This window comes from Microbacterium sp. NRRL B-14842 (assembly GCF_050470785.1).
This window is the reverse complement of record NZ_JBFLUM010000001.1, coordinates 2,779,803-2,799,288: the sequence shown is the minus strand read 5'-3', so window position 1 is coordinate 2,799,288 and position 19,486 is coordinate 2,779,803. Positions and strand designations below refer to the sequence as shown.

Sequence of the window (19,486 nt, the reverse complement as noted above, 5' to 3'; positions counted from 1 at the left end):
TGCGTGGCAGATGTCGCCCGCAGCACGTGCACGCAACGTCCTCGTCAGTCGCCATGAGCGGAGAGCGCCTCTCGAATCTGTTCAACCGTTGGCATCCCGGCCAGCCCAGCAGGGGTGCTGTAAATACGGCAGGCGAGGTCATTGCTTCGCCCCGACCCCGGAAAGAGATCGTTGCCATCCAGGGTGATCGTGGGGGAGCCCGCGAACGAGACTGCGCCCGCGTCCTCCTCCGTCCGGATGAGTCGGTAGTGAACCTCCGATTCGTCGTGGCCTGTTTCTCGTAGCGCCTCAGAAACACGACGGCCAGCCTCAACCCAGCTGGGGCAACCGGCGATATAAAGCAGCTCAATCTCCACGACTCAATCATCCTCGACTTCGCTGTTGATGTCGTGCCCGGGCTACCACCGAAAACGATCGTTTGCGGCCGGGCACCCGTGGTGGTGCTGGGGAAGTGCGACACGCCGAGCGTCGCCCCGCCGTAACCCCCTGCCGAAACGTTAGGGCGCCGAAACGGGTGGTGTATGGGTTTCGGCGCAGGTTCTGCCGACCGCCAACCATCCGTATTCGGGGTCTGGATGTGCGCGCGTTTTGACCGTCGTCCTGCATGAGTCGGCCTGACGATCTGACTTTCCTCGCGACCGCAGCTGGCTTCATTGCCACTCCGAAGGGAGGCGGCCCCCAGCACTCTGCTTTAGATCGGACTTAGTCCGATCTCGCCGCGGGTAGTCCGGTGTAAAGCCGTTAGTCCGATCCAAAGGCGGAAATCACAGGAAAGCTCTTGACACGCTCCCGACCCGGGTTTAACGTACAACCAAATGGTTGCACAAACGGAGTTGAGCGAAGCGGAGGTCGACCGTGTGTTCCACGCACTGGCGACGTCGACCCGGCGGGACATCCTGCGCCGGACGATCGAGCGGGAGCAGTCCGTCTCGACCCTCGCCTCCGAGTACGAGATGTCGTTCGCCGCGGTCCAGAAGCACGTGGCCGTGCTCGAGGCGGCGAGCCTCATCGTCAAGCGCGCCGAGGGACGCGAGCGGCTCGTCCGCGCGAACCCCGAGATGATCGCCCGCGCCAGGGCGCTCCTCGCCCGATACGAAGAGCTGTGGCGGTCGCGCATCGCCCGGCTCGACGATCTCCTGGCCGAGCCGTCCCCGCCCGCGGGGAAGCCGGCCCCCACCGGCCCCACCAGCAGTCAACGCACCGAATCGCAAGGAGACTGACATGCCTGTCACGGACATCATCACGGATGCCGAGAACCTCACCATGACCGTCGTCGCCGACCTCGCCGCGCCCGTCGAGCGCGTCTGGGCCGCCTACACCGACCCGCAGCAGCTCGAGCGGTTCTGGGGTCCTCCCGGCTGGCCGGCCACCTTCACCCGGTGGGACCACACCGTCGGAGGCCGAGCCGTCTACACGATGAACGGTCCCCGCGGGGAGAAGGCCTCCGGCACGTGGGAGTTCCTGGAGATCGACGCGCCGCGCAGCTTCACGGTGCTCGACTCGTTCGCCGACGAGGACGGCACGCCGGACGCGAACCTCCCCTCCATGCGCATGACGTTCACGTTCGAGCCGACGGCCGAGGGCACGCGCATGGTCAACACGAGCCACTTCACGTCCGCCGAGGCGCTCGAGCAGGTCGTCGCGATGGGCGCCGTGGAGGGCACCCGGATGGCCATGGCCCAGCTCGACGCCGTGCTGCAGGACCTCCGCGACTACGCGCAGGGCAAGGGCACGCGGGTGGAGCTGCTGGACGACACGCACGTGCGCATCACCCGCCTCGTCGAGGGTCCGCGCGAGCTGGTGTGGCGCGCCCACTTCGAGCCCGAGCTCATCCGGCAGTGGATGCTCGGCCCGGACGGGTGGGAGATGACCGAGTGCGTGTCGGCGACCGAGGTCGGCCAGTCGTACCGGAACTCCTGGGCGCCCGTGGGCGACACGGAGGGTGAGCCGTTCGGATTCGAGGGGGAGGCGCTGCTGATCGACGCCCCGAAGCGCGCCGTCACCACCGAGCGGATGCAGGGCATGCCGACCGAGACGCTCAATGACCTCAACCTCTACGAGGAGGACGGCGCGACCCTCGTGACGGTGCTCATCGAGTACCCCGACAAGGAGACGCGGGACATGATCCTCGCCACCGGCATGGCCGACGGCATGGAGGCCTCGTTCGCGCGGCTGGAGCGGGAGCTGCTGTCCGTCTGACACCCAGGCACTCGCGCCGGAACAGGCGGTTCTCGTGGAGAGCCGCCTGTTCCGGCGCTTCTGCCTGTGCGAAAGCGGGATAAAGTGGCGGCACGATGAGGATCACGCGCCGTACCCTGCTCCTCGGCGCCGGTGCCGGTGCCGTCTCGGTGCTTCTCGCCTCCTGCACGCCGGAGCCGGAACCGACGCCGACCCCCACTCGCACGCGCGAACCGGAGCCGCCGCCCGGTGTCCCCGCTCCGAGCGGCAGTATCCGCAGCACCTGGACCACCGACCCGTTCGCCGGGGGCGCCGCGAGCTTCACTCCCGTGGGGGTGCTCGCGGCGACCCGCACGGCGCTCGCGCAGCCCGTCGACGACCGGCTCTTCTTCGCGGGCGAGGCGACCGACGACGAGGCGCCGGGTACCGTCCGCGGCGCCCTGCGGTCGGGCCGCCGTGCTGCTCGGGAGCTCACCGTCGCCGCGGAGGACGGCGAGCGGGTGGCCGTGATCGGCGCCGGGATCGCCGGGGCGACCGCCGCGGCGCAGCTCGCGGAGGACGGCCTGCAGGTGACGGTGTTCGAAGCGCGCGACCGCGTCGGCGGTCGGATCCTCTCCCGCACGGGCGACGACTGGCCGGTTCCGGTGCAGCTCGGCGCGTGGCTGTTCGGCGACGCCGACGCGGAGCTTCTCGATGCGATCGATGAGGGGGACATGGAGCTCGTCGACCTCGACGGGGCGCGGTGGCGCTCCGCCGAGGGCGACGTCGACCCCGTGGATCCGCAGCCGGTGGAGGCCGCGGTGACCACGGCGCAGTCCGCCCCGCAGGACTCCTCGGTGGCGGACGCCCTGGTGGCGGCCGGCATCGACCCGGAGGATCCCGCGACCGCCGCCCTCCTCGCGCTCCTCGCCGCACGCACGGGCGCCGACGCCGCCGACCTGTCGAGCTGGTTCGCCCCGCCGCTCCCGGACGCAGCGCTGCAGGGCGTCGGCGACGATCTGACCCCGTTCATCGAGAGCACCTTGGACGGGGTGAAGGTCGGGCTGAGCTCCCCGGTCACCCGTCTCGCGTGGGACGACACCGGCGTGAGCGTGCGCCTCGGCACCGGCGAGGCCCTCTCCTTCGACCGGGTGCTGCTGACGGTGCCGCTCGGGGTGCTGCAGGAGCAGGCCATCGAGTTCGATCCGCCGCTGCCGTTCGACAACCGCGGCGCCGTGTCCGCGCTCGGCATGGGTGCGATCGAGACGGTCTGGCTGCGGTGGGACGAGCCGTTCTGGGACGGCGACGAGGCGATCTGGCACGCGGTCGGCGAGGACATCGCGATCCCCACGTGGATCAACCTCCGCCCCTCGACCGGCGAGAACGTGCTCGTCGGGATCGTGGGCGGTGCGGCCGCGCGGGAGTTCGCGGAGCTCGGGGAGGCCGAGGCCGTCGAGGCGGCGCTCGGGTCGCTGGCGCTCTACGCCTGAACCGTCTCACGTGCGGCCTCGGCCGGGGCGCTGTCCTCGGGCGGCGGCTCCGTACGAGCGCGGTCCCACGGGTCCGGCAGGCGGCTGATGAGCACGAGCGCGGTCGCCACGGCGGCGAAGACGGCCAGCGCGATCGCGCAGGAGACCGTGAACTCGACGGGACCGCTCACCTGCCGCGGGTCGAGGAAGTAGTACGGGTACCAGCCGATCAGCGGTCCGCGGATGAGTGTCGCGACGCCCCACAGAACCGGGTACGCCAGGGTCACCGGGATCACCCGCCACGGCACCGCCCGATGCCCGGGGGCCAGGGCCCAGGCCGCGACGGTCACCGCGGGCAGCCAGAAGTGCAGCACCTGATCCGACCACGGCACGTCGATGCGGATCCCCCGGACTCCGGCCTGCCAGACCAGGATCGCGAACACGAGTCCGGCGGTGATGGTCCAGGTGAGCACGAGCGCGAGCGCCACGGTGAGCCACCGCGGATCGCGGGCTCTCCGCAGCGCGAGGACTCCGGCGATGGTCAGGAGGACGACGAAGGCGATGTTCGACTGATTGGTCAGATACGCGAAGAAGTTCTGGCTCGCGATGGTGTTCGACGCGAGTCCCCACGCGAGGCGGTGGATCAGCGCGATGAGGCAGACGGCGGCGGCGGTGAGCCGGAGCAGGCCGAAGACGGTGCGCTTGTTCACCGTCGCCTCGTCCTTTCCGCCATCCGCCGAGTCTACGGAGCCGACCCGGGGTGACGCCGCATCAGGCCCCCGCGCGGGTTCAGGCGCGGGTGAGTGTGGGGGCCGGTTCTCGCGGGAACGTTTGTTCTCGCGGGGTCGGTCAGCGCCGCGGGGCGCGCGTGGACCACAGAGCCAGCGCGATGAGGGCCGGCTGGAAGAACAGACGCACGAAGCGCTTCATATCGGTGTCGAGGCCGAAGCCGTCGCGATGATGCATCCACTGGGCCACGTTGCCGGGGAACACCGCGGCGAAGAAGAGAGCGGCGACGGTGCCGACCGAGCGACGGCGGCGACGGGCGAGAAGGAGAGCGGAGCCGAGTGCGACCTCGGCGACGCCGGACGCGAGCACCGTGGTGTCCGGATCGAGCGGCAGCGATTCCGGCACCTGCGCCTGGAACTCCCCTCGGGCGAACGTGAGGTGGGAGACGCCGGCGAACACGAGCGAGGCGCCGAGGAAGATCCGGCCGATGGTGCGGGGAGTCGACATGGTGCGAGTGTACGCCCCGCGCTCTCCGTCAGATCAGGCGGCGGAGCGCTTCTTCCAGGGTGATGCCCTGCGCTTCGGCGCGGTCCCGGAGGCGGGCGTGCTCGTCGGGGGACAGCGGGACCTGGAGCACGATGGGGTCGTCCTGGGCGAGGTCGAGTCCGTCGAGGAGGTCTGAGGTCTCGGCCCACAGCGGCTGGGCGAAGTCCGCCTCCGCGACGGGCGTCGTGGTGCGGGATGAGGGTGCCGTGGAGGAGGATGCCGGGGCTTCCGTAGCGGCAGCGGCGACCGGCGCGGAGGCGGCGACGGCGGCTCCGGCATCGGTCGCGCGGGTGAACCCGGGGCCTCGACGCGGCTCCTGCTTCTGCTGATAGGCCTTGGCGGCGGCGTTCGCGCGCTCGTCGGCGGCTTCGTTCAGTGGGTGCCCGGCGTGGCCCTTGACCCAGGAGAACTCGACGTCGCGACCGCGCAGGGCCTCGTCGATCCCCTCGAGGAGGTCGCGGTTCAGCACGGGCCCGCCGTCGGACTTCCGCCATCCGCGGCGCTTCCAGCCCGGCATCCACTTCGTCACGGAGTCGATCACGTAACGGCTGTCGCACTCGATCAGCAGCTTCTCGTCGGTGCCGGCCGTCGCCCGGAGCAGTTCGAGGACGGCGCGGAGCTCGCCCTGGTTGTTCGTGCCGTGCGGGGAGCCGCCGGCCGCCCAGTTCGCGTCGTCGATGTACCAGGCCCAGCCGTTCGGGCCGGGGTTGCCCAGGGCGGAGCCGTCTGCGGCGGCGGTGATGGTCATCCGTCCACCGTATCGCTGGCCGCGGACGCACTTTCGCGCCGCGGTCGCACGGATTCCCGCGGAACCTGCGACGGGAGTGGGAGAGTGCGACGCCGTGCGGGGTCAGTCCTCGGGGTCGGCGTTCTCGGTGCTCTCGGCCTCGGGAGCGGGCGGGGCGACCGGGAACACGATCGAGCTCACCGAGGAGGGGGTGTCGAGGCCGAGGGTCAGCGGGTCGAGCGCCGGCGCGGCGTCGAGCGTGTCTGCGGGCGAGCTCTCGAGAGGTTCAGAGGGGAGTCCCCCACTGCTTCTCTTCTTCCTCGGGTCGCTGCTGGAAGAGTCCCATGTGTCCATTGTCACCCCCCGGGCGGCGCGGGGTCGCGGTTTCCCACCGAGGTCGCAGGGATCCGTGGGTTCCTGTGACGGGAGTGCGACTCTGCGACCGCGGGCTCACGCGTCGCGAGCGGCCTCCCGCACGGCATCGACGAGGGCGCGCCACGGACCGTCCACGGCGGAGTCGGGCAGCTCCCGCTCCCGGCGCTCGGAGGGGGTGCGGGCGCGGATGCTCCACACGAACCGGTCGGCCCCCGGCTCCGTGTCGACGTCGTCGTCCAGGGGCAGCTGTCGATGAGGCCCGATCCACTCCTCGGCGTCCGGCGGCTCGGCCTCCACGCGCCACTGGCGACGGATGCCGGCGAGCCCTCCCGAGCGCACGACGGCGATGACTGGACGGGGGGCGTCAGGCGGCGTCGGGTCCTCGGTCATCCTCATAGACTCCCACGGTCGTCCAGGCACGTCGAGCCGCGGCGAACCGTCTCCTGATCGACCGTGGCCGCTGCGGCGACCGTGGCGTCGGCGAAGTCCGTGAAGTTCGCGGTGCTCGACAGGCGCCGGTGAGCGCCCGGTACCAGACCGTGCCGGCGCGCTCCCAGGCGTTGCCGCCGAGGTCGAGGGCGAAGAGGGCGAAGGCGCGGTTCGGGATGCCGGAGTTGATGTGCACGCCTCCGTTGTCCTCGGTCGTGCGCACGAACCCGCTCATGTGGTCGGGCTGCGGGTCTTTCCCGAGTTCGTCGTCGTCGTAGGCCGTGCCCGGCGCGATCATGGAGCGCAGAGCCGACCCCTCCACGGCGTCGGTGAAGATCTCCGCCCCGATGAGCCAGCTCGCCTGGTCGGTGGACTGCCCCAGCGCGTACTGCTCGGTGAGGGGCGCCGAACACGTCGGCGACGGACTCGTTCAGTGCGCCCGGCTGGCCCTGATACTCCAGGTTCGCCGTGTGCTGCACGACGCCGTGGGCGAGCTCATGCCCGATCACGGTGAGCGATCCGGTGAAGTGCTGGAACACCTCGCCGTCGCCGTCGCCGAACACCATGCGCTCGCCGTCCCAGAACGCGTTGTCGTAGTCGACGCCGTAATGGACGGTCGCGTCGAGGGGAGCGCCGGCGTCGTCGAGCGAGTTGCGGCCGAACGCGGAGAGCAGCATCTCGAACGTCGCGCCCAGGCCGTCGAACGCCTCGTTGACGGCGGTGTCGGCGACCGGCTCGTCGTCTTCCGTGCGGACCACGGCCCCCGGGAGCTGCTGCGTGTTGCCGGCGTCGCTGATCGTGCGGTTCGGCGCATCGGAGAGCTGCGCGACGAGGTCGCCGTTCTCGTCGATGGAGAGGTCGATGCGGGCGCGGAAGGGCGGGCGCCCGGCGGTGAGCGTCTGCCGGGCGGCGGCCGCGGCCTTGGGGAAGCGACCCGACTCGGCCAGGCGCGCGAGCAGGTAGGAGGGGACGACGCCGGGGTGCGGGAAGGATTCTGCGCTGCTCATGCGTCGACCCTACGCCGGGGATCGGACAGAGCAGGAGACCCGCTGCCGTTCCTCGAGGACGGCGGGAGCCATGGCAGCGGTGGCCGTGCGAGTGCTAGTCGCCGGATTCGCCAGGGGAGGCGCCGGGTCGGCGACGTGCCCCGACGATGAGCAGCACGATTCCCAGCACCGCCAGCAGGATGTTCACGCCGAGGTACACGGCGCCGTCGGCGCCGCCCGCCCGGACGACCGAGAAGGATGCGACCGTCCCGATGACGGCGAGAGCGAGGCACACGAAAGCGACGATCCTCAGCGTGCCGGCCTTCCTCATCTCATCCCTTCCGTCCGGACCCAGCGTAGCCGCGCGGCGCCCGGCACCCCACACGGCAGGAGACCCCGAGGACTGTCGCGTAAAATCGGCCCAATGACCGACGCGCCCGACGCCACTCCCGACCTGGGCCCCGGCATCGACCCCGACGACCTCGCCACGACGCTGCGCGTCCTCGCCGAGCTGCACACGATCGACAACGAGCACCCCGACTTCGTGGCCGTGCGCCACGCGACCGCGGCGATGTTCAAGGCGGTCAAGCGCGTGCGGCGCAAGGAGATCCGGGACGCGATCGCCGAGGCGGACAAGGCCGTCGTCGCCCGCACCGCCACCGGCGCTCCCGACCGCATCGACGACGAGACGCGCGGCAACGATCTCGCCACGAGCGTGGTGGACGCGCCCATCGCCGGCGAGCTCCTCAAACCCCGCAACTGCTACATCTGCAAGCAGCCGTACACGCTCGTCGACGCGTTCTACCACCAGCTCTGCCCTGACTGCGCGCGCTTCAGTCACGGCAAGCGCACCGCCCGCACGGACCTCACCGGCAAGCGCGCTCTGCTCACCGGCGGCCGCGCGAAGATCGGCATGCACATCGCGCTGCGCCTCCTCCGCGACGGCGCGCACACCACGATCACCACCCGGTTCCCGCGCGACGCGGTGCGCCGGTTCTCGGCCCTGCCGGATGCGGGCGACTGGCTGCACCGGCTGCGCGTGGTCGGCATCGACCTCCGCGACCCGGCCCAGGTGATCGGGCTCGCCGACTCGGTCGCCGCGCAGGGGCCCCTCGACATCCTCATCAACAACGCCGCCCAGACGGTCCGCCGCTCGCCGGGAGCCTATTCGCTGCTCGCCGACGCGGAGCTCCAGCCGCTGCCGGACGGGCCGCTGCCGGAGATGGAGACCTTCGGGCACACCGTCGACCCGCACCCGCAGGCGCTGCAGGCCTCGGTCGATTCGCACCCGCTGCTGTCGGTGGCCGCGCTCGGGGGCACGGTCGCGGAGCAGGGGGGACAGGCGCTCACCGCGGAAGACCTCGCACGGCTCGCGATGGCACCGGGCTCGTCCTCGCTGGAGAAGCACGCGGACGGCACGGCGATCGACGCGGGCGGACTCGTGCCGGACGTGAACCGCGTCAACAGCTGGGTGCAGTCCGTGGATCAGGTCGATCCGCTGGAGATGCTCGAGGTGCAGCTCGCCAACACGACCGCGCCGTTCCTGCTCATCAGCCGGCTGCGGGCGTCGATGGCCGCGTCGCCGTCGCGCCGGAAGTACGTCGTGAACGTCTCCGCGATGGAGGGGCAGTTCTCCCGGCGTTACAAGGGTCCAGGCCACCCGCACACGAACATGGCGAAGGCCGCGCTGAACATGCTGACCCGTACGAGCGCGGGGGAGATGCTGGAGACGGACGGCATCCTCATGACCGCCGTCGACACCGGCTGGATCACCGACGAGCGCCCGCACTACACGAAGGTCCGGCTCGCGGAGGAGGGCTTCCACGCCCCGCTCGACCTGGTCGACGGCGCCGCCCGCGTGTACGACCCGATCGTGCGCGGCGAGGCCGGCGAGGACATCCACGGCGTCTTCCTCAAGGACTACGAGCCCAGCCCCTGGTGACGCCCGTTCGACTCCGTTCGAATCGCCTGAATGGTTCTATCCGGAGCCGAAACAGGGCGAATCGCGCGATTCGAAAGCCGGGTCAGCCGGGATAGGGGTGCGGGAACCAGACGGTCACGATGAGGCCGCCGCCGGTGCGGGGGGTCAGCACGAGGGTGCCGCCGTGTGTCTGGGTGATGCGCTGGACGATCGCGAGGCCGAGGCCCACCCCGGCGTGCTCCGCTCCCCGCGTGCGCTCGGTGCCGCGCTGGAAGGGTTCGACGAGCGTGGCGACCTGGGAGGCGGGGAGCTCCGCACCGGTGTTCTCCACGACGAGGGCCACCGCGTCCGGGAGGGAGTGCGTGCGCACCGCGACGGAGCCGCCGCCGTCGCCCCGGTTGTGGACGATCGCGTTGGCGACGAGGTTCATGACGAGTTGCGGCAGCAGGGCGGAGGAGCCGAGCACGGTCGCCGGGACACCGGAGACCTCAACCTCGACCCCGCGGCGGTCGGCGAGCGGGAGGAGGGCCTCGACGGACTCCTCGGCCAGGAGCGACAGGTCGACGAGCGTCCGCGAGAAGGTGCGCTGATCCGCCCTGCTCAGCAGCAGCAGCGCCTCGGTGAGGTCGATCGCCCGCGTGTTCACCTCGCGGAGCCGGTCGATGAGGGCGTCGACGTCCCGGTCGGGATCGGTGCGGGCCACGTCGAGGAGCGTCTGCGAGATGGCCAAGGGGGTCCGCAGCTCGTGCGAGGCGTTCGCGGCGAAGCGCTGCTGCTCGGAGACGTGCGCCTCCAGCTGCTCCAGCATGGTGTCGAAGACGTCGGCGAGGTCGCGGAACTCGTCGCTCGGGCCCTCCATGCGGATCCGGTGCGACAGCGAGCCCTGGGCCGCGAGCCGGGCCGCGTCGCCGATGCGGTCGAGCGGGGCCAGCATCCGGCCGGCGAGCAGCCACCCGCCGCCGAGACCGATCGCGAGCAGGGCGACCATCACCATCGCGGCGACGGGTACGAACGCCCGGATCAGGTCCGAGCGGTTGGGGACGAAGAACTCGACGACGGGGATCTGCACATCCGGGACGTACCGCAGGAGGTAGAGCGCCACGGCGCCGAGCAGCAGGAGGCCGGAGACGACGACGATGCCCGCGTAACTCAGCGTCAGCTTGAGGCGGACGCTCATCCCGCGCCGCCTACGCATCCGGGTCGGCCCCGATCCGGTAGCCGACGCCGGGCACCGTGAGGATCAGCCACGGCTCGCCGAGGCGCTTGCGCAGCGAGGAGACGGTGATGCGGACGGCGTTCGTGAACGGGTCGGCGTTCTCGTCCCACGCCCGTTCCAGCAGCTCCTCGGCGCTGACCACACCGCCCTCGGCGTCGACGAGCACCTCCAGCACGGCGAACTGCTTGCGGGTGAGGGCGACGTACCGGCCGTCGCGGTAGACCTCGCGGCGGAACGGGTCGAGACGAAGACCGGCGATCTCCAGCACCGGCGGTCGCGCGCGCTGGCGGCGGCGATCGAGGGCGCGCAGCCGCAGCACCAGCTCCCGCAGCTCGAACGGCTTGGTGAGGTAGTCGTCGGCGCCGAGCTCGAACCCGGAGGCCTTGTCGTCCAGCCGGTCGGCGGCCGTGAGCATGAGGATGGGGATGCCGCTGCCCGAGGCGACGATCCAGCGCGCGATGTCATCGCCGGACGGCCCCGGCACGTCGCGGTCGAGGATCGCGATGTCGTACGCGTTGATGCTCAGGAGCTCGAGCGCGGTGTCGCCGTCGCCGGCGATGTCGGCCGCGATCGCCTCGAGCCGCAGCCCGTCGCGGACCGCCTCGGCGAGGTAGGGCTCGTCCTCGACGATCAGCACACGCATGGCAGCGATCCTACGCAGTGCGGCATATCGGCGGTGTATGGAAAACGCCATACGCCCTGGCAACCGCGTCCTCTCTTCACTGGAAGCATGAACGACCTCCACACCCCCCGAGCCGTCCGGGCACGGCGCCGTCGGCGGATCGCCACCACGGCCTCCGTGCTGGCACTCGCCGTGGTCGCCGCCGTCGCCGTGCAGCAGTCGCTCTCGGCCGCGTTCGCCGAGACCGCCCCGATCGTCACGCCCGCCACCACCGGCTCCTCCGGCTCCGACACCGATCCGCATCCGCCGACCACCGGATCGGTGCTCGCCCCGAGCGAGGCGGACGGCGTGATCCGCGACGGCGATCAGCCGACGGTCTTCGACGTCGACAGGATCGCCGTCGGCAACCTCGACCCCGCGCTGCTCGACGCCCTCCAGCGTGCCGCCTCCGATGCCGAGGCCGACGGGGTCACCTTCGTCGTGAACAGCGGATGGCGGTCGGCCACGCTGCAGGAGCAGCTGCTCCGCGACGCCATCGACGACTACGGCTCGGAGGAGGAGGCGCGCCGTTGGGTGGCGACCGCCGAGACCTCGGCGCACGTCTCCGGCGACGCGGTCGACCTCGGTCCGCTCCCCACCCTCGACTGGCTCGCCCAGCGCGGCTGGCGCTACGGGCTCTGCCAGACCTACGCCAACGAGTCCTGGCACTACGAGCTGCGACCGGAGGCTGTCGAGGACGGCTGCCCCGCACAGTACGCCGATGCCACCGAAGACCCGAGGATGCAGCGATGACCGCGGTGCTCCCGGAGGGGGCGACCCTGTCCCGCCTGCACGCACCGACCCTGTCCACCCTTCCGGGTGCCGTCGCCGAGAACCTCCGCCGCGTGCGGGCCGCCGCTGCGGTTCCCGTCATGGCCGTGGTCAAGGCCGACGCCTACGGTCACGGCATGGTGGCGGTGGCGACCGCCGCCGTGGCCGCGGGAGCCGAGTGGCTCGGGGTCACCGACGTCGCCGAGGGGGTCGCGCTGCGCGACGCCGGCCTGCGCGTGCCGATCCTCGCCTGGCTACATCCGGCGGGCATCGACGCGCCGCTCGCGGCCGCTGCGCGGGTCGACGTGGCCGTGGGCTCCGTCGAGGAGCTGCGCCAGCTCGCGGCCGATGCCACAGCTTCCGTGCGGGTGCACCTGCACCTCGACACCGGGATGGCGCGCGGAGGGTGCCCCGTGGAGGACTGGGACACTCTGCTGCGCACGGCGAGGGCGGCCCGCGGACGGATCGATGTCGTCGGGGTGATGGGGCACCTCCCCTGCGCGGACGCCGCGGATCCGCGGGCGAACGCGGCCGCGGTGCTGCGGATGCGCCAGGGGAGGGACGCGGTCCTGCGCGCCGGGTTCGGACCGCTGCTCGTGCACCTCGCGGCGACGTCGGGGGCTCTCACGGACCCCGCCACGCACTTCGACATGGTGCGGGTGGGGGCCGCCCTCGTGGGGATCGACCCGTCCGAGACGGTGTCGTTGGTCGGGGCCTCCCGGTTCACCGCGCCCGTGGTGCACAGCGCCGCCGTGCCGGCCGGAACCGTCGTGGGCTACGGGGGCACGCACACGACGGCGACGGCCACGCACCTGAGCGTCGTGGGCGTCGGGTACGCGGACGGCATCCCGCGGGAGGTCGGGCCGGGTGCGGGGGTGGAGATCGGAGGGGAACGGCACCTCATCGTCGGGAGGGTGTCGATGGATCAGATCGTCGTCGACACCGGGGGGAGGGCGCTCCCGCGGGGAGCGGTCGCGTCGGTGTTCGGGCCGGACGGCGGCGCGGTGCCGTCGGTGCAGGACTGGGCACGGTGGGCGGGCACGATCCCGCACACCATCGTCACGGGCATCGGCCCGCGAGTGAGGAGGAGCGTCGCATGACGAAGCAGGTCCTGGTCATCGGAGGGGGACAGAACCCGGAGCACGAGGTGTCGCTCGCGTCGGCCGCGGCGGTCGCTGCGGCGCTGCGGCTGGGCGGACACAGCGTCACGGCCGTGACGATCGATCGCGACGGCGTCTGGCGGACGGACGGCATCCCGCCCGGCGTGAGTCCGGCGGCATCGTTGCAGCAGGCCCTGCCGCTGCTCGCGGCGAGCGACGTCGTGTTCCCGGCCGTGCACGGGGCGCTCGGGGAGGACGGCGCCCTCGCGGCGCTGTGCGCGCTCGCCGGGGTCCCCGTGGTCGGATCCGCGCTGGGGGCGGGGGCGATCGGCATGGACAAATGGGCCACGAAGCTGGTGGCCCAGGCCGTGGGGCTGCGGACCGCCAGGGGGCGACTGGTCGCCGCGGAGGACATCGGCGATGTGGAGTTCGACGGCGCGGTCGTGGTCAAGCCGGTCACGGCCGGCTCAAGCCACGGCGTGAGCCTGGTGACGGAGGAGGGCGACCTGCTCACGGCGCTGCGGGGGGCAGCGCGGTTCGACCGGCGGATCCTGGTCGAGGAGGTCGTGCATGCACGGGAGATCGACGTCGCCGTGCTGCGGGAGAAGGGCGGGGTGCGGTGGGCCGCCCCGCCCCTGGAGATCCACGCGCCCGGGCTCTTCGACACCGCGACGAAGTACGACGGCACGGCCCGCTTCACGGTTCCCGCGCAGCTCGATACAGCCGCCACGACGGCGCTCAAGCGCGCGGCGATCGCGATGTTCGATGCCCTGGGGTGCGACGGCGTCGCCCGGATGGACTTCTTCCTCACGGACGAGGGCCCTGTGCTCAACGAGGTGAACACGATGCCGGGGCTGACCGCCGCCTCCCAGGTGCCGCGGATGTTCGCGGCGGCCGGGGTGGACTACGTCGACCTCGTGGGCAGGCTCGTCCGAGCGGCCGTGTGAGAGGGGCTCGACACGGCGCGTGCGGAGGCGGATGCTGGGGGCATGGCAGCCTTCACAGCGGAGAACGCGTTCAGCGGTTTCAGCGTCGACGACATCGACGCGGCGAAAGAGTTCTACGGCACGACCCTCGGGCTCGACGTCGAGGTCAACGCGATGGGATTCCTCGATCTGCGCCTGGCCCGCGGCGGGTCGATCCTCGTCTACGCGAAACCGAACCACACCCCGGCGAGCTTCACGGTCCTGAACTTCCCGGTGGCGGACGTCGACGCCGCGGTCGAGGAGCTCAACGAGCGCGGCGTGCAGACGAAGATCTACGGCGACGACGAGTTCCCGTCGGACTCCCGCGGCATCGTCCGCGGGAACGGGCAGGGGCCGGACATCGCGTGGTTCCGCGACCCGGCGGGGAACGTGCTCGCTGTCATGCAGGCCTGACGGGGCCCGCATCGCTCACAGCCGGTCGACCGCCGTCACCGTGACGACCGCCTCGCCCGCTTCGTCGGACGCGGCGAGGTCGACGGTGGCGCTGATGCCCCAGTCGTGGTCGCCGGCGGGGTCGTCGATGATCTGCCGCGCCGTCCAGGCGGTCGGACCCTCGGTGAGCAGCAGCATGCGGGAGCTGCGGGCGTCCGGTCCGGTGCCGATGTCGTCGTGCTCGGCGAAGTACGCATCCAGCGCGGCCGACCAGGCGGCGGCGCCGAACGACGGGTCGAGCTCGGCCAGCGCATCCACGTCCTCACGCGCGGCGAGCTGCACGCGCCGGAAGAGTTCGTTGCGGACGAGCGTGCGGAAGGCGCGGGTGTTGCTCGTGAGGCGCTTCGGTGCGGGCGGGACGATCGGCTCGTCGGTCTCGCCGCGGGCGGCGGTCCCTGCGGTCAGCTCGCTCCACTCGTCGAGCAGGCTGGAGTCGATCTGGCGCACGAGCTCGCCGAGCCAGGCGATGAGGTCGTGGAGGTCCTCGTCCTTCCGCTCCTCGGGGATCGTCTGGGAGGCGGCGCGGTACGCGTCCGACAGGTACCGCAGGACGACGCCCTCGGAGCGGGCGATCTTGTAGAACGCGACGTACTCGCCGAACGACATGGCCCGCTCGTACATGTCACGGACGACGGACTTCGGGTGCAGGGCGAAGTCCCGGATCCACGGTTGCGCAGCGCTGAACGTCTCGAAGGCGGCGTCGAGGAGCTCCTCCAGGGGCTTCGGGTACGTGATCCCTTCGAGGAGCTCCATGCGCTCGTCGTACTCGATGCCCTCGCGCTTCATCGCGGCGACCGCCTCGCCCCGCGCGAGGAACTCCTGCTGGCTGAGTACGGCGCGCGGATCGTCCAGCGTCGCCTCGACGATCGAGATCATGTCCAGCGCGTACGACCCCGTCCCCACCTGGGTCCCTGAGCCTTCCTGGGCCCCTGAGCCTGTCGAAGGGTGGGTCCCTGAGCCTTCCTGGGTCCCTGAGCCTGTCGAAGGGTGGGTCCCTGAGCCTTCCTGGGTCCCTGAGCCCGTCGAAGGGTCCAGCAGATCGAACGCCGCGAGGGCGAAGGGGGACAGCGGCTGGTTGAGCGCGAAGTTGGGCTGCAGGTCGACCGTGAGCCTGACCCCCTTCGGTGCTCCGGGCACGCCCGTGTCGAACGTCTCCACGACGCCCGATTCCCGGAGCGTCCGGAAGATCGCGAGGGCGCGGAGGGCGAGCGCACGCTGCCGGGCGCGCGGCTCATGGTTGTCGAAGACGAGCCGGCGGACGTTCCCGAACACATCATCGCCCCGGGCGATGACGTTGAGCAGCATCGCGCTGGTGATCTGCATGTGCGAGGTCAGGGTCTCCGGCGTCGCATCGATGAGCTTCCGGAACGACGGCTCTCCCCACGACACGAACCCGTCCGGGGCCTTCTTGCGGATGATCTTCCGCTTCTTCTTCGGGTCGTCGCCGGCCTTGCGGATCGCGGCGAGGTTCTCCGTCTCGTGCTCGGGCGCCTGGGCGACGACGGTACCAGCGGTGTCGTAGCCGGCGCGTCCGGCCCGCCCCGCGATCTGATGGAACTCCCGGGCGTTGAGCTGGCGCATCCGGGTGCCGTCGAACTTCGTCAGCGCGGTGAGCAGCACGGTCCGGATGGGGACGTTGATGCCCACGCCGAGCGTGTCGGTGCCGCAGATCACGCGCAGGAGACCGCGCTGGGCCAGCTGTTCGACGAGCCGGCGGTACTTCGGCAGCATGCCGGCGTGGTGCACGCCGATGCCGGCCCGGAGGAAGCGGGAGAGCGTCTTGCCGAACGCCGTCGTGAAGCGGAAGCCGCCGATGAGGGCGGCGATCTCGTCCCGCTGCTCACGCGTCGCGACCTTCGTGCTCGACAGGGCCTGGGCCCGCTCCATGGCGGCCGCCTGCGAGAAGTGCACGATGTAGACCGGGGCCTGTCCCGTGTTCAGCAGGTCGTCGATGGTCTCGTGGATGGGCGTCGTCTCGTAGAAGAAGTGCAGCGGGACCGGGCGCTCCACTCCGGTGACCGAGGCGGTCTCCCGTCCTGTGCGACGCGTCAGGTCGGCGGCGAGGGTGGTGACGTCGCCGAGGGTGGCGGACATCAGCACGAACTGGGCCTGGGGGAGCTCGAGGAGCGGCACCTGCCAGGCCCACCCGCGGTCCGGGTCGCCGTAGAAGTGGAACTCGTCCATGACGACGAGGCCGACGTCGGCGGCATCACCCTGCCGCAGCGCCAGGTTCGCGAGGATCTCGGCGGTGCAGCAGATGATGGGGGCGTCCGCGTTCACGGCGGAGTCTCCCGTCACCATGCCCACGTTCTCGGCGCCGAACACCTCTGCCAGCGCGAAGAACTTCTCGCTGACGAGGGCCTTGATCGGCGCCGTGTAGTAGCTGCGGCGGCCGCCGACCATCGCCGCGAAGTGGGCTCCGACCGCGACGAGCGACTTTCCGGTGCCCGTCGGCGTGGACAGGATGACGTTCGCGCCGGAGACGATCTCGATGAGCGCCTCGTCCTGCGCGGGGTAGAGGCGGATACCGGTCGACTCCGCCCATTCCACGAACGTCAGGTAGACCGCGTCGGGGTCCGCCGCGTCGGGAACGAGAGAGGGTTCGAGCCGCGGCGTGGGATTCATGGTGCTTCGATCATCCCATCTGCGTCATGTCGCCGATCCCGTGACCCCGAGCGCGGTGAGCAGCTCGTACGCCGTGGAGCGCGCGTGCACGATCACGGTCCCGAGCTGCGACGACGAGGCCGACACCGAGAGCAGGAGCTGGCCATACGGCGCGAGGAGGAAGCTCAGCAGGGCCATCTGGTTCTCTCCGATGGACAGCGACACGATGGCCGACAGGGTCGGCTCCGTCCCGCCGGCGATGATCTCGGCTTCGGCTCGCGCGACCCCGAACAGGGAGCCGTTCATCGCCGCGAGCTGCTCGCCGCCGTCCTGGTCGACGCCGAGCGAGGCGATGTGGAGGCCGTCGGCCGTGCCGAGGACCGCGGTCGTCAGCTCCGGGAAGCGCTCCTCCAACTGCTGCAGACGGGTCTGCGCCGACGGGCCGACGATGCGCGACCACAGGGCCCAGTTGCCGGCGACGTCGGGGTGCATGCGGGACGGATCGGGCGTCGCGGCGGCGTCGTGCCGCCGGGCGGGTCCGGTCATGGCTTCTCCTCCGGAAGATCGAGAGCGGCGCCGGCGACACGCATCACGCTGTCGCGGTCGCGCGCGTCGGCCGCGAGGACGCGCGAGGCGGGGATGCCGTGTCGCGCGAGGGGGGCGGCGAGCGCGCGCCGGATATCGCCGATCGCTCGTCCGGCGGTGTGGCTGACGGCGATCACGACGCGATGCTCCTCGCCCGCGAGAACGTCCAGCCACTCGTCGGCGTCGGCGACGAGGGTGTCGCGGTCGCCGCGCAGCCAGAGCAGCACCCGGGTGCCCGGGATCGAGACGCGCTGCCGTGCCGACGCAAAGCGCTGCTGCCCCGGGATGCCGATGAGCGCGATGGAGACCTCGGGCGTCGGCCGCCAGGTCCCGTAGTCGAGCCCGACCGTCGTGGTGGTCTTGCCGTCACCGCTCGCGAACGACATCGGCACGTCGGTGTCCACCGGCGCGACGTCGCTCAGAGCGCGGACCGCGGTCGTCTTGCCCGCGCCCACCGGACCGGCGAAGATCACCCGGTACCGCTGAGGCAGGTCGGTCCGTCGGCGTCGGGGGCGCCTCATCGTCCGCTCCCCGGGACCGGTCTTTCGCTGTCGCCCTCTCCCGAGGCCGCTCCCCACGGCCTCATGGATCACGCGCCGAGGGCGGCGACCCGGCGGTTCACCGAGGAGCGCAGCAGGGCGAGGTTCGTGGCCTGGCGATCGGCGGCCAGGTAGATGAACAGATCGTCGTCGAGCATCTTGAGCAGGTGCAGCTGCGTGTTCAGCGTCAGCAGCATGTCCTCGAGCTCGCCATCGATGCCGAGGGCATCGATCGTGCGCTTCTTGTTCTTCACGATCTCGCTGTTGAACGCGCTCGCGACCTCGAGGTCGAAGTCCGGACGGACGGAGCTCGAGGCGAGCGGCAGCCCTGATTCCAGGTCGACGATCGACGCCCCGATGAATCCGTTGATGTCGCGCTCGATGTCCGCCAGAAGCGTGTTGAGCTGATCTTGCGTGGCCATGGTTCTCCCCAGTCGTCTTCATCGCGCGCAGCAGCGACCGCCCTGTGCGGTCGTCCCCGGCGCCGCGCGACCTGTGAAGTGTATAACGTTACTCGACGAGGGGGCCAGTCTCAGACCGAGGTCGCTGCGCGGAGGGCGATGCGGACCATGTCGCCGAACGTCTGCTCGCGCTCCTGGGCCGTGGTCTCCTCGCCGGTGACGATGTGGTCGCTGACCGTGCAGATCGCGAGGGCGCGGCGCCCGTGGAACGCGGCGAGCGTGTAGAGCCCTGCCGCCTCCATCTCGACGCCGAGGATGCCGTGCCGCACGAAGGGCTCCGTGAGCTCCGGCCGGGTGCTGTAGAACTGGTCGCTCGAGAACAGCGGCCCCACGTGCACCGTGGACGACACCGGCTCCGACTCGCTCGCCTCCACCGCCGCGCGCAGCAGGGCGAAGTCGGCGAGCGGGGCGTAGTCGAGGCCGTGGAAGCGCACGCGGTTGATCCCGGAGTCGGTGCTCGCGCCGTTGGCGATGATGATGTCGCGGACCGCGAGCTTCTCGGTCAGCGCGCCGCAGGATCCGACCCGGACGATCGTCTGCACGTCGTACTCCGTGAACAGTTCCGTCGCGTAGATCGCCATCGACGGCTGCCCCATCCCCGAGCCCTGGACGGAGACCCGATGCCCCTCCCAGGTGCCGGTGAAGCCCAGCATGCCGCGCGTCTCCGAGTACAGCTCGGCGTCGTCGAGGAAGGTCTCGGCGATCCACTTCGCCCGCAGCGGATCGCCGGGGAACAGGACGACGGGGGCGATCTGACCGGGTTCCGCGGCGATGTGCGTGCTCATCCGCTCA

At 71.2% G+C, this 19,486-nt stretch carries 23 protein-coding genes and 1 pseudogene; 8 read left to right on the top strand and 16 right to left on the bottom strand.

Annotated features, from left to right (window positions below; genetic code table 11):
* Nucleotides 1–44: 44 nt before the first annotated feature.
* Entirely contained in the window at nucleotides 45–356 is a 312-nt protein-coding gene (locus AB1285_RS13680) for a hypothetical protein (RefSeq protein WP_029153956.1), read from the bottom strand.
* A gap of 459 nt (nucleotides 357–815) precedes the next feature.
* Here AB1285_RS13680 and AB1285_RS13675 point away from each other — a divergent pair, with 459 nt between their 5' ends.
* The 3 genes from AB1285_RS13675 (at nucleotide 816) to AB1285_RS13665 (ending at nucleotide 3,647) form a co-directional block, all read left to right on the top strand.
* A complete protein-coding gene (locus tag AB1285_RS13675; RefSeq protein WP_370428076.1) occupies nucleotides 816–1,220 on the top strand; it encodes an ArsR/SmtB family transcription factor in 405 nt (134 codons plus the stop codon).
* Between the two features lies 1 nt (nucleotide 1,221).
* Complete coding sequence (locus tag AB1285_RS13670) at nucleotides 1,222–2,199, top strand: SRPBCC family protein (protein ID WP_259951878.1); 978 nt, start codon at nucleotides 1,222–1,224, stop codon at nucleotides 2,197–2,199.
* A gap of 95 nt (nucleotides 2,200–2,294) precedes the next feature.
* Nucleotides 2,295–3,647: a flavin monoamine oxidase family protein gene (locus AB1285_RS13665; RefSeq protein ID WP_370428075.1), complete on the top strand. Its 1,353-nt coding sequence runs from the start codon at nucleotides 2,295–2,297 to the stop codon at nucleotides 3,645–3,647.
* On the opposite strand, the gene AB1285_RS13660 is transcribed toward AB1285_RS13665, so the two are convergent.
* From AB1285_RS13660 to AB1285_RS13625, 8 genes and pseudogenes are all read right to left on the bottom strand, one after another.
* Nucleotides 3,638–4,336, bottom strand: a complete 699-nt coding sequence (locus tag AB1285_RS13660) for a Pr6Pr family membrane protein (RefSeq protein ID WP_370428074.1) — start codon at nucleotides 4,334–4,336, stop codon at nucleotides 3,638–3,640. The genes AB1285_RS13665 and AB1285_RS13660 overlap by 10 nt on opposite strands.
* A gap of 139 nt (nucleotides 4,337–4,475) precedes the next feature.
* Nucleotides 4,476–4,862, bottom strand: a complete 387-nt coding sequence (locus tag AB1285_RS13655; RefSeq protein ID WP_187663012.1) for a DoxX family protein — start codon at nucleotides 4,860–4,862, stop codon at nucleotides 4,476–4,478.
* Nucleotides 4,863–4,890: 28 nt separating this feature from the next.
* Nucleotides 4,891–5,649: a ribonuclease H family protein gene (locus tag AB1285_RS13650; RefSeq protein ID WP_370428073.1), complete on the bottom strand. Its 759-nt coding sequence runs from the start codon at nucleotides 5,647–5,649 to the stop codon at nucleotides 4,891–4,893.
* A 102-nt stretch (nucleotides 5,650–5,751) separates the two neighbouring features.
* Nucleotides 5,752–5,988, bottom strand: coding sequence for a hypothetical protein (locus tag AB1285_RS13645; RefSeq protein WP_429977478.1), 237 nt, complete (start codon nucleotides 5,986–5,988; stop codon nucleotides 5,752–5,754).
* Nucleotides 5,989–6,078: 90 nt separating this feature from the next.
* Nucleotides 6,079–6,393, bottom strand: coding sequence for a protealysin inhibitor emfourin (locus AB1285_RS13640; RefSeq protein WP_429977477.1), 315 nt, complete (start codon nucleotides 6,391–6,393; stop codon nucleotides 6,079–6,081).
* Nucleotides 6,368–6,781: a M4 family metallopeptidase gene (locus AB1285_RS13635; RefSeq protein ID WP_429977497.1), complete on the bottom strand. Its 414-nt coding sequence runs from the start codon at nucleotides 6,779–6,781 to the stop codon at nucleotides 6,368–6,370. Before AB1285_RS13635 ends, AB1285_RS13640 begins: the two co-directional genes overlap by 26 nt.
* 82 nt (nucleotides 6,782–6,863) lie before the next feature.
* Nucleotides 6,864–7,439, bottom strand: a pseudogene (locus AB1285_RS13630) (M4 family metallopeptidase); the annotation flags it as partial.
* Between the two features lie 94 nt (nucleotides 7,440–7,533).
* The gene (locus AB1285_RS13625; protein ID WP_187663017.1) at nucleotides 7,534–7,749 is read right to left on the bottom strand and encodes a hypothetical protein; all 216 of its coding nucleotides are present in this window, start codon (nucleotides 7,747–7,749) and stop codon (nucleotides 7,534–7,536) included.
* Between the two features lie 93 nt (nucleotides 7,750–7,842).
* On the opposite strand from AB1285_RS13625, the gene AB1285_RS13620 reads away from it, so the two are divergent.
* Nucleotides 7,843–9,360: an SDR family NAD(P)-dependent oxidoreductase gene (locus AB1285_RS13620; RefSeq protein WP_187663018.1), complete on the top strand. Its 1,518-nt coding sequence runs from the start codon at nucleotides 7,843–7,845 to the stop codon at nucleotides 9,358–9,360.
* 82 nt (nucleotides 9,361–9,442) lie between these two features.
* Here AB1285_RS13620 and AB1285_RS13615 read toward each other — a convergent pair whose 3' ends face one another.
* Both AB1285_RS13615 and AB1285_RS13610 read right to left on the bottom strand, forming a co-directional pair.
* Entirely contained in the window at nucleotides 9,443–10,516 is a 1,074-nt protein-coding gene (locus AB1285_RS13615; protein ID WP_311198654.1) for a sensor histidine kinase, read from the bottom strand.
* Nucleotides 10,517–10,526: 10 nt separating this feature from the next.
* The gene (locus tag AB1285_RS13610; RefSeq protein ID WP_259951898.1) at nucleotides 10,527–11,198 is read right to left on the bottom strand and encodes a response regulator transcription factor; all 672 of its coding nucleotides are present in this window, start codon (nucleotides 11,196–11,198) and stop codon (nucleotides 10,527–10,529) included.
* A gap of 87 nt (nucleotides 11,199–11,285) precedes the next feature.
* Between AB1285_RS13610 and AB1285_RS13605 the strand changes: the two genes are divergently transcribed.
* Genes AB1285_RS13605 through AB1285_RS13590 form a run of 4 tightly spaced genes read left to right on the top strand, consistent with a single transcriptional unit; the run spans nucleotide 11,286 to nucleotide 14,466 of the window.
* Complete coding sequence (locus AB1285_RS13605) at nucleotides 11,286–11,969, top strand: M15 family metallopeptidase (protein WP_259951900.1); 684 nt, start codon at nucleotides 11,286–11,288, stop codon at nucleotides 11,967–11,969.
* Nucleotides 11,966–13,087 (top strand): alanine racemase, encoded by a 1,122-nt coding sequence (alr, locus tag AB1285_RS13600; RefSeq protein ID WP_370428072.1) that lies wholly within the window; start codon nucleotides 11,966–11,968, stop codon nucleotides 13,085–13,087. Before AB1285_RS13605 ends, alr begins: the two co-directional genes overlap by 4 nt.
* Nucleotides 13,084–14,034: a D-alanine--D-alanine ligase family protein gene (locus AB1285_RS13595; RefSeq protein WP_370428071.1), complete on the top strand. Its 951-nt coding sequence runs from the start codon at nucleotides 13,084–13,086 to the stop codon at nucleotides 14,032–14,034. The genes alr and AB1285_RS13595 overlap by 4 nt, the downstream gene beginning before the upstream one ends.
* A gap of 42 nt (nucleotides 14,035–14,076) precedes the next feature.
* On the top strand, nucleotides 14,077–14,466 hold the full coding sequence (locus AB1285_RS13590) for a VOC family protein (RefSeq protein WP_370428070.1): 390 nt from the start codon (nucleotides 14,077–14,079) through the stop codon (nucleotides 14,464–14,466).
* Between the two features lie 15 nt (nucleotides 14,467–14,481).
* Here the strand turns inward: AB1285_RS13590 and AB1285_RS13585 are convergent, their stop codons facing one another.
* The 5 genes from AB1285_RS13585 to deoD all read right to left on the bottom strand — a co-directional run bounded on the left by AB1285_RS13585 (nucleotide 14,482) and on the right by deoD (nucleotide 19,479).
* Nucleotides 14,482–17,130 carry a DEAD/DEAH box helicase gene (locus tag AB1285_RS13585; protein ID WP_370428069.1) on the bottom strand — a complete coding sequence of 883 codons (2,649 nt, stop codon included), beginning with the start codon at nucleotides 17,128–17,130 and terminating at the stop codon, nucleotides 14,482–14,484.
* Between the two features lie 24 nt (nucleotides 17,131–17,154).
* A complete protein-coding gene (locus tag AB1285_RS13580; RefSeq protein WP_370428068.1) occupies nucleotides 17,155–17,655 on the bottom strand; it encodes a hypothetical protein in 501 nt (166 codons plus the stop codon).
* A complete protein-coding gene (locus tag AB1285_RS13575) occupies nucleotides 17,652–18,215 on the bottom strand; it encodes a GTP-binding protein (protein ID WP_187663026.1) in 564 nt (187 codons plus the stop codon). The genes AB1285_RS13580 and AB1285_RS13575 overlap by 4 nt, the downstream gene beginning before the upstream one ends.
* A gap of 68 nt (nucleotides 18,216–18,283) precedes the next feature.
* Entirely contained in the window at nucleotides 18,284–18,655 is a 372-nt protein-coding gene (locus AB1285_RS13570; RefSeq protein WP_187663027.1) for a hypothetical protein, read from the bottom strand.
* Nucleotides 18,656–18,765: 110 nt separating this feature from the next.
* Nucleotides 18,766–19,479, bottom strand: coding sequence for a purine-nucleoside phosphorylase (gene deoD, locus AB1285_RS13565; RefSeq protein WP_187663028.1), 714 nt, complete (start codon nucleotides 19,477–19,479; stop codon nucleotides 18,766–18,768).
* Nucleotides 19,480–19,486: the final 7 nt, after the last annotated feature.

What these genes read in the sequence shown, in the direction of transcription:
- AB1285_RS13675 (WP_370428076.1), top strand. Translation starts at nt 816, where the DNA reads ATGGTTGCACAAACGGAGTTGAGCGAAGCGGAGGTCGACCGTGTGTTC.
- AB1285_RS13670 (WP_259951878.1), top strand. Translation starts at nt 1,222, where the DNA reads ATGCCTGTCACGGACATCATCACGGATGCCGAGAACCTCACCATGACC.
- AB1285_RS13665 (WP_370428075.1), top strand. Translation starts at nt 2,295, where the DNA reads ATGAGGATCACGCGCCGTACCCTGCTCCTCGGCGCCGGTGCCGGTGCC.
- AB1285_RS13655 (WP_187663012.1), bottom strand. Translation starts at nt 4,862, where the DNA reads ATGTCGACTCCCCGCACCATCGGCCGGATCTTCCTCGGCGCCTCGCTC.
- AB1285_RS13650 (WP_370428073.1), bottom strand. Translation starts at nt 5,649, where the DNA reads ATGACCATCACCGCCGCCGCAGACGGCTCCGCCCTGGGCAACCCCGGC.
- AB1285_RS13640 (WP_429977477.1), bottom strand. Translation starts at nt 6,393, where the DNA reads ATGACCGAGGACCCGACGCCGCCTGACGCCCCCCGTCCAGTCATCGCC.
- AB1285_RS13625 (WP_187663017.1), bottom strand. Translation starts at nt 7,749, where the DNA reads ATGAGGAAGGCCGGCACGCTGAGGATCGTCGCTTTCGTGTGCCTCGCT.
- AB1285_RS13620 (WP_187663018.1), top strand. Translation starts at nt 7,843, where the DNA reads ATGACCGACGCGCCCGACGCCACTCCCGACCTGGGCCCCGGCATCGAC.
- AB1285_RS13615 (WP_311198654.1), bottom strand. Translation starts at nt 10,516, where the DNA reads ATGAGCGTCCGCCTCAAGCTGACGCTGAGTTACGCGGGCATCGTCGTC.
- AB1285_RS13610 (WP_259951898.1), bottom strand. Translation starts at nt 11,198, where the DNA reads ATGCGTGTGCTGATCGTCGAGGACGAGCCCTACCTCGCCGAGGCGGTC.
- AB1285_RS13605 (WP_259951900.1), top strand. Translation starts at nt 11,286, where the DNA reads ATGAACGACCTCCACACCCCCCGAGCCGTCCGGGCACGGCGCCGTCGG.
- alr (WP_370428072.1), top strand. Translation starts at nt 11,966, where the DNA reads ATGACCGCGGTGCTCCCGGAGGGGGCGACCCTGTCCCGCCTGCACGCA.
- AB1285_RS13595 (WP_370428071.1), top strand. Translation starts at nt 13,084, where the DNA reads ATGACGAAGCAGGTCCTGGTCATCGGAGGGGGACAGAACCCGGAGCAC.
- AB1285_RS13590 (WP_370428070.1), top strand. Translation starts at nt 14,077, where the DNA reads ATGGCAGCCTTCACAGCGGAGAACGCGTTCAGCGGTTTCAGCGTCGAC.
- AB1285_RS13585 (WP_370428069.1), bottom strand. Translation starts at nt 17,130, where the DNA reads ATGAATCCCACGCCGCGGCTCGAACCCTCTCTCGTTCCCGACGCGGCG.
- AB1285_RS13580 (WP_370428068.1), bottom strand. Translation starts at nt 17,655, where the DNA reads ATGACCGGACCCGCCCGGCGGCACGACGCCGCCGCGACGCCCGATCCG.
- AB1285_RS13575 (WP_187663026.1), bottom strand. Translation starts at nt 18,215, where the DNA reads ATGAGGCGCCCCCGACGCCGACGGACCGACCTGCCTCAGCGGTACCGG.
- AB1285_RS13570 (WP_187663027.1), bottom strand. Translation starts at nt 18,655, where the DNA reads ATGGCCACGCAAGATCAGCTCAACACGCTTCTGGCGGACATCGAGCGC.
- deoD (WP_187663028.1), bottom strand. Translation starts at nt 19,479, where the DNA reads ATGAGCACGCACATCGCCGCGGAACCCGGTCAGATCGCCCCCGTCGTC.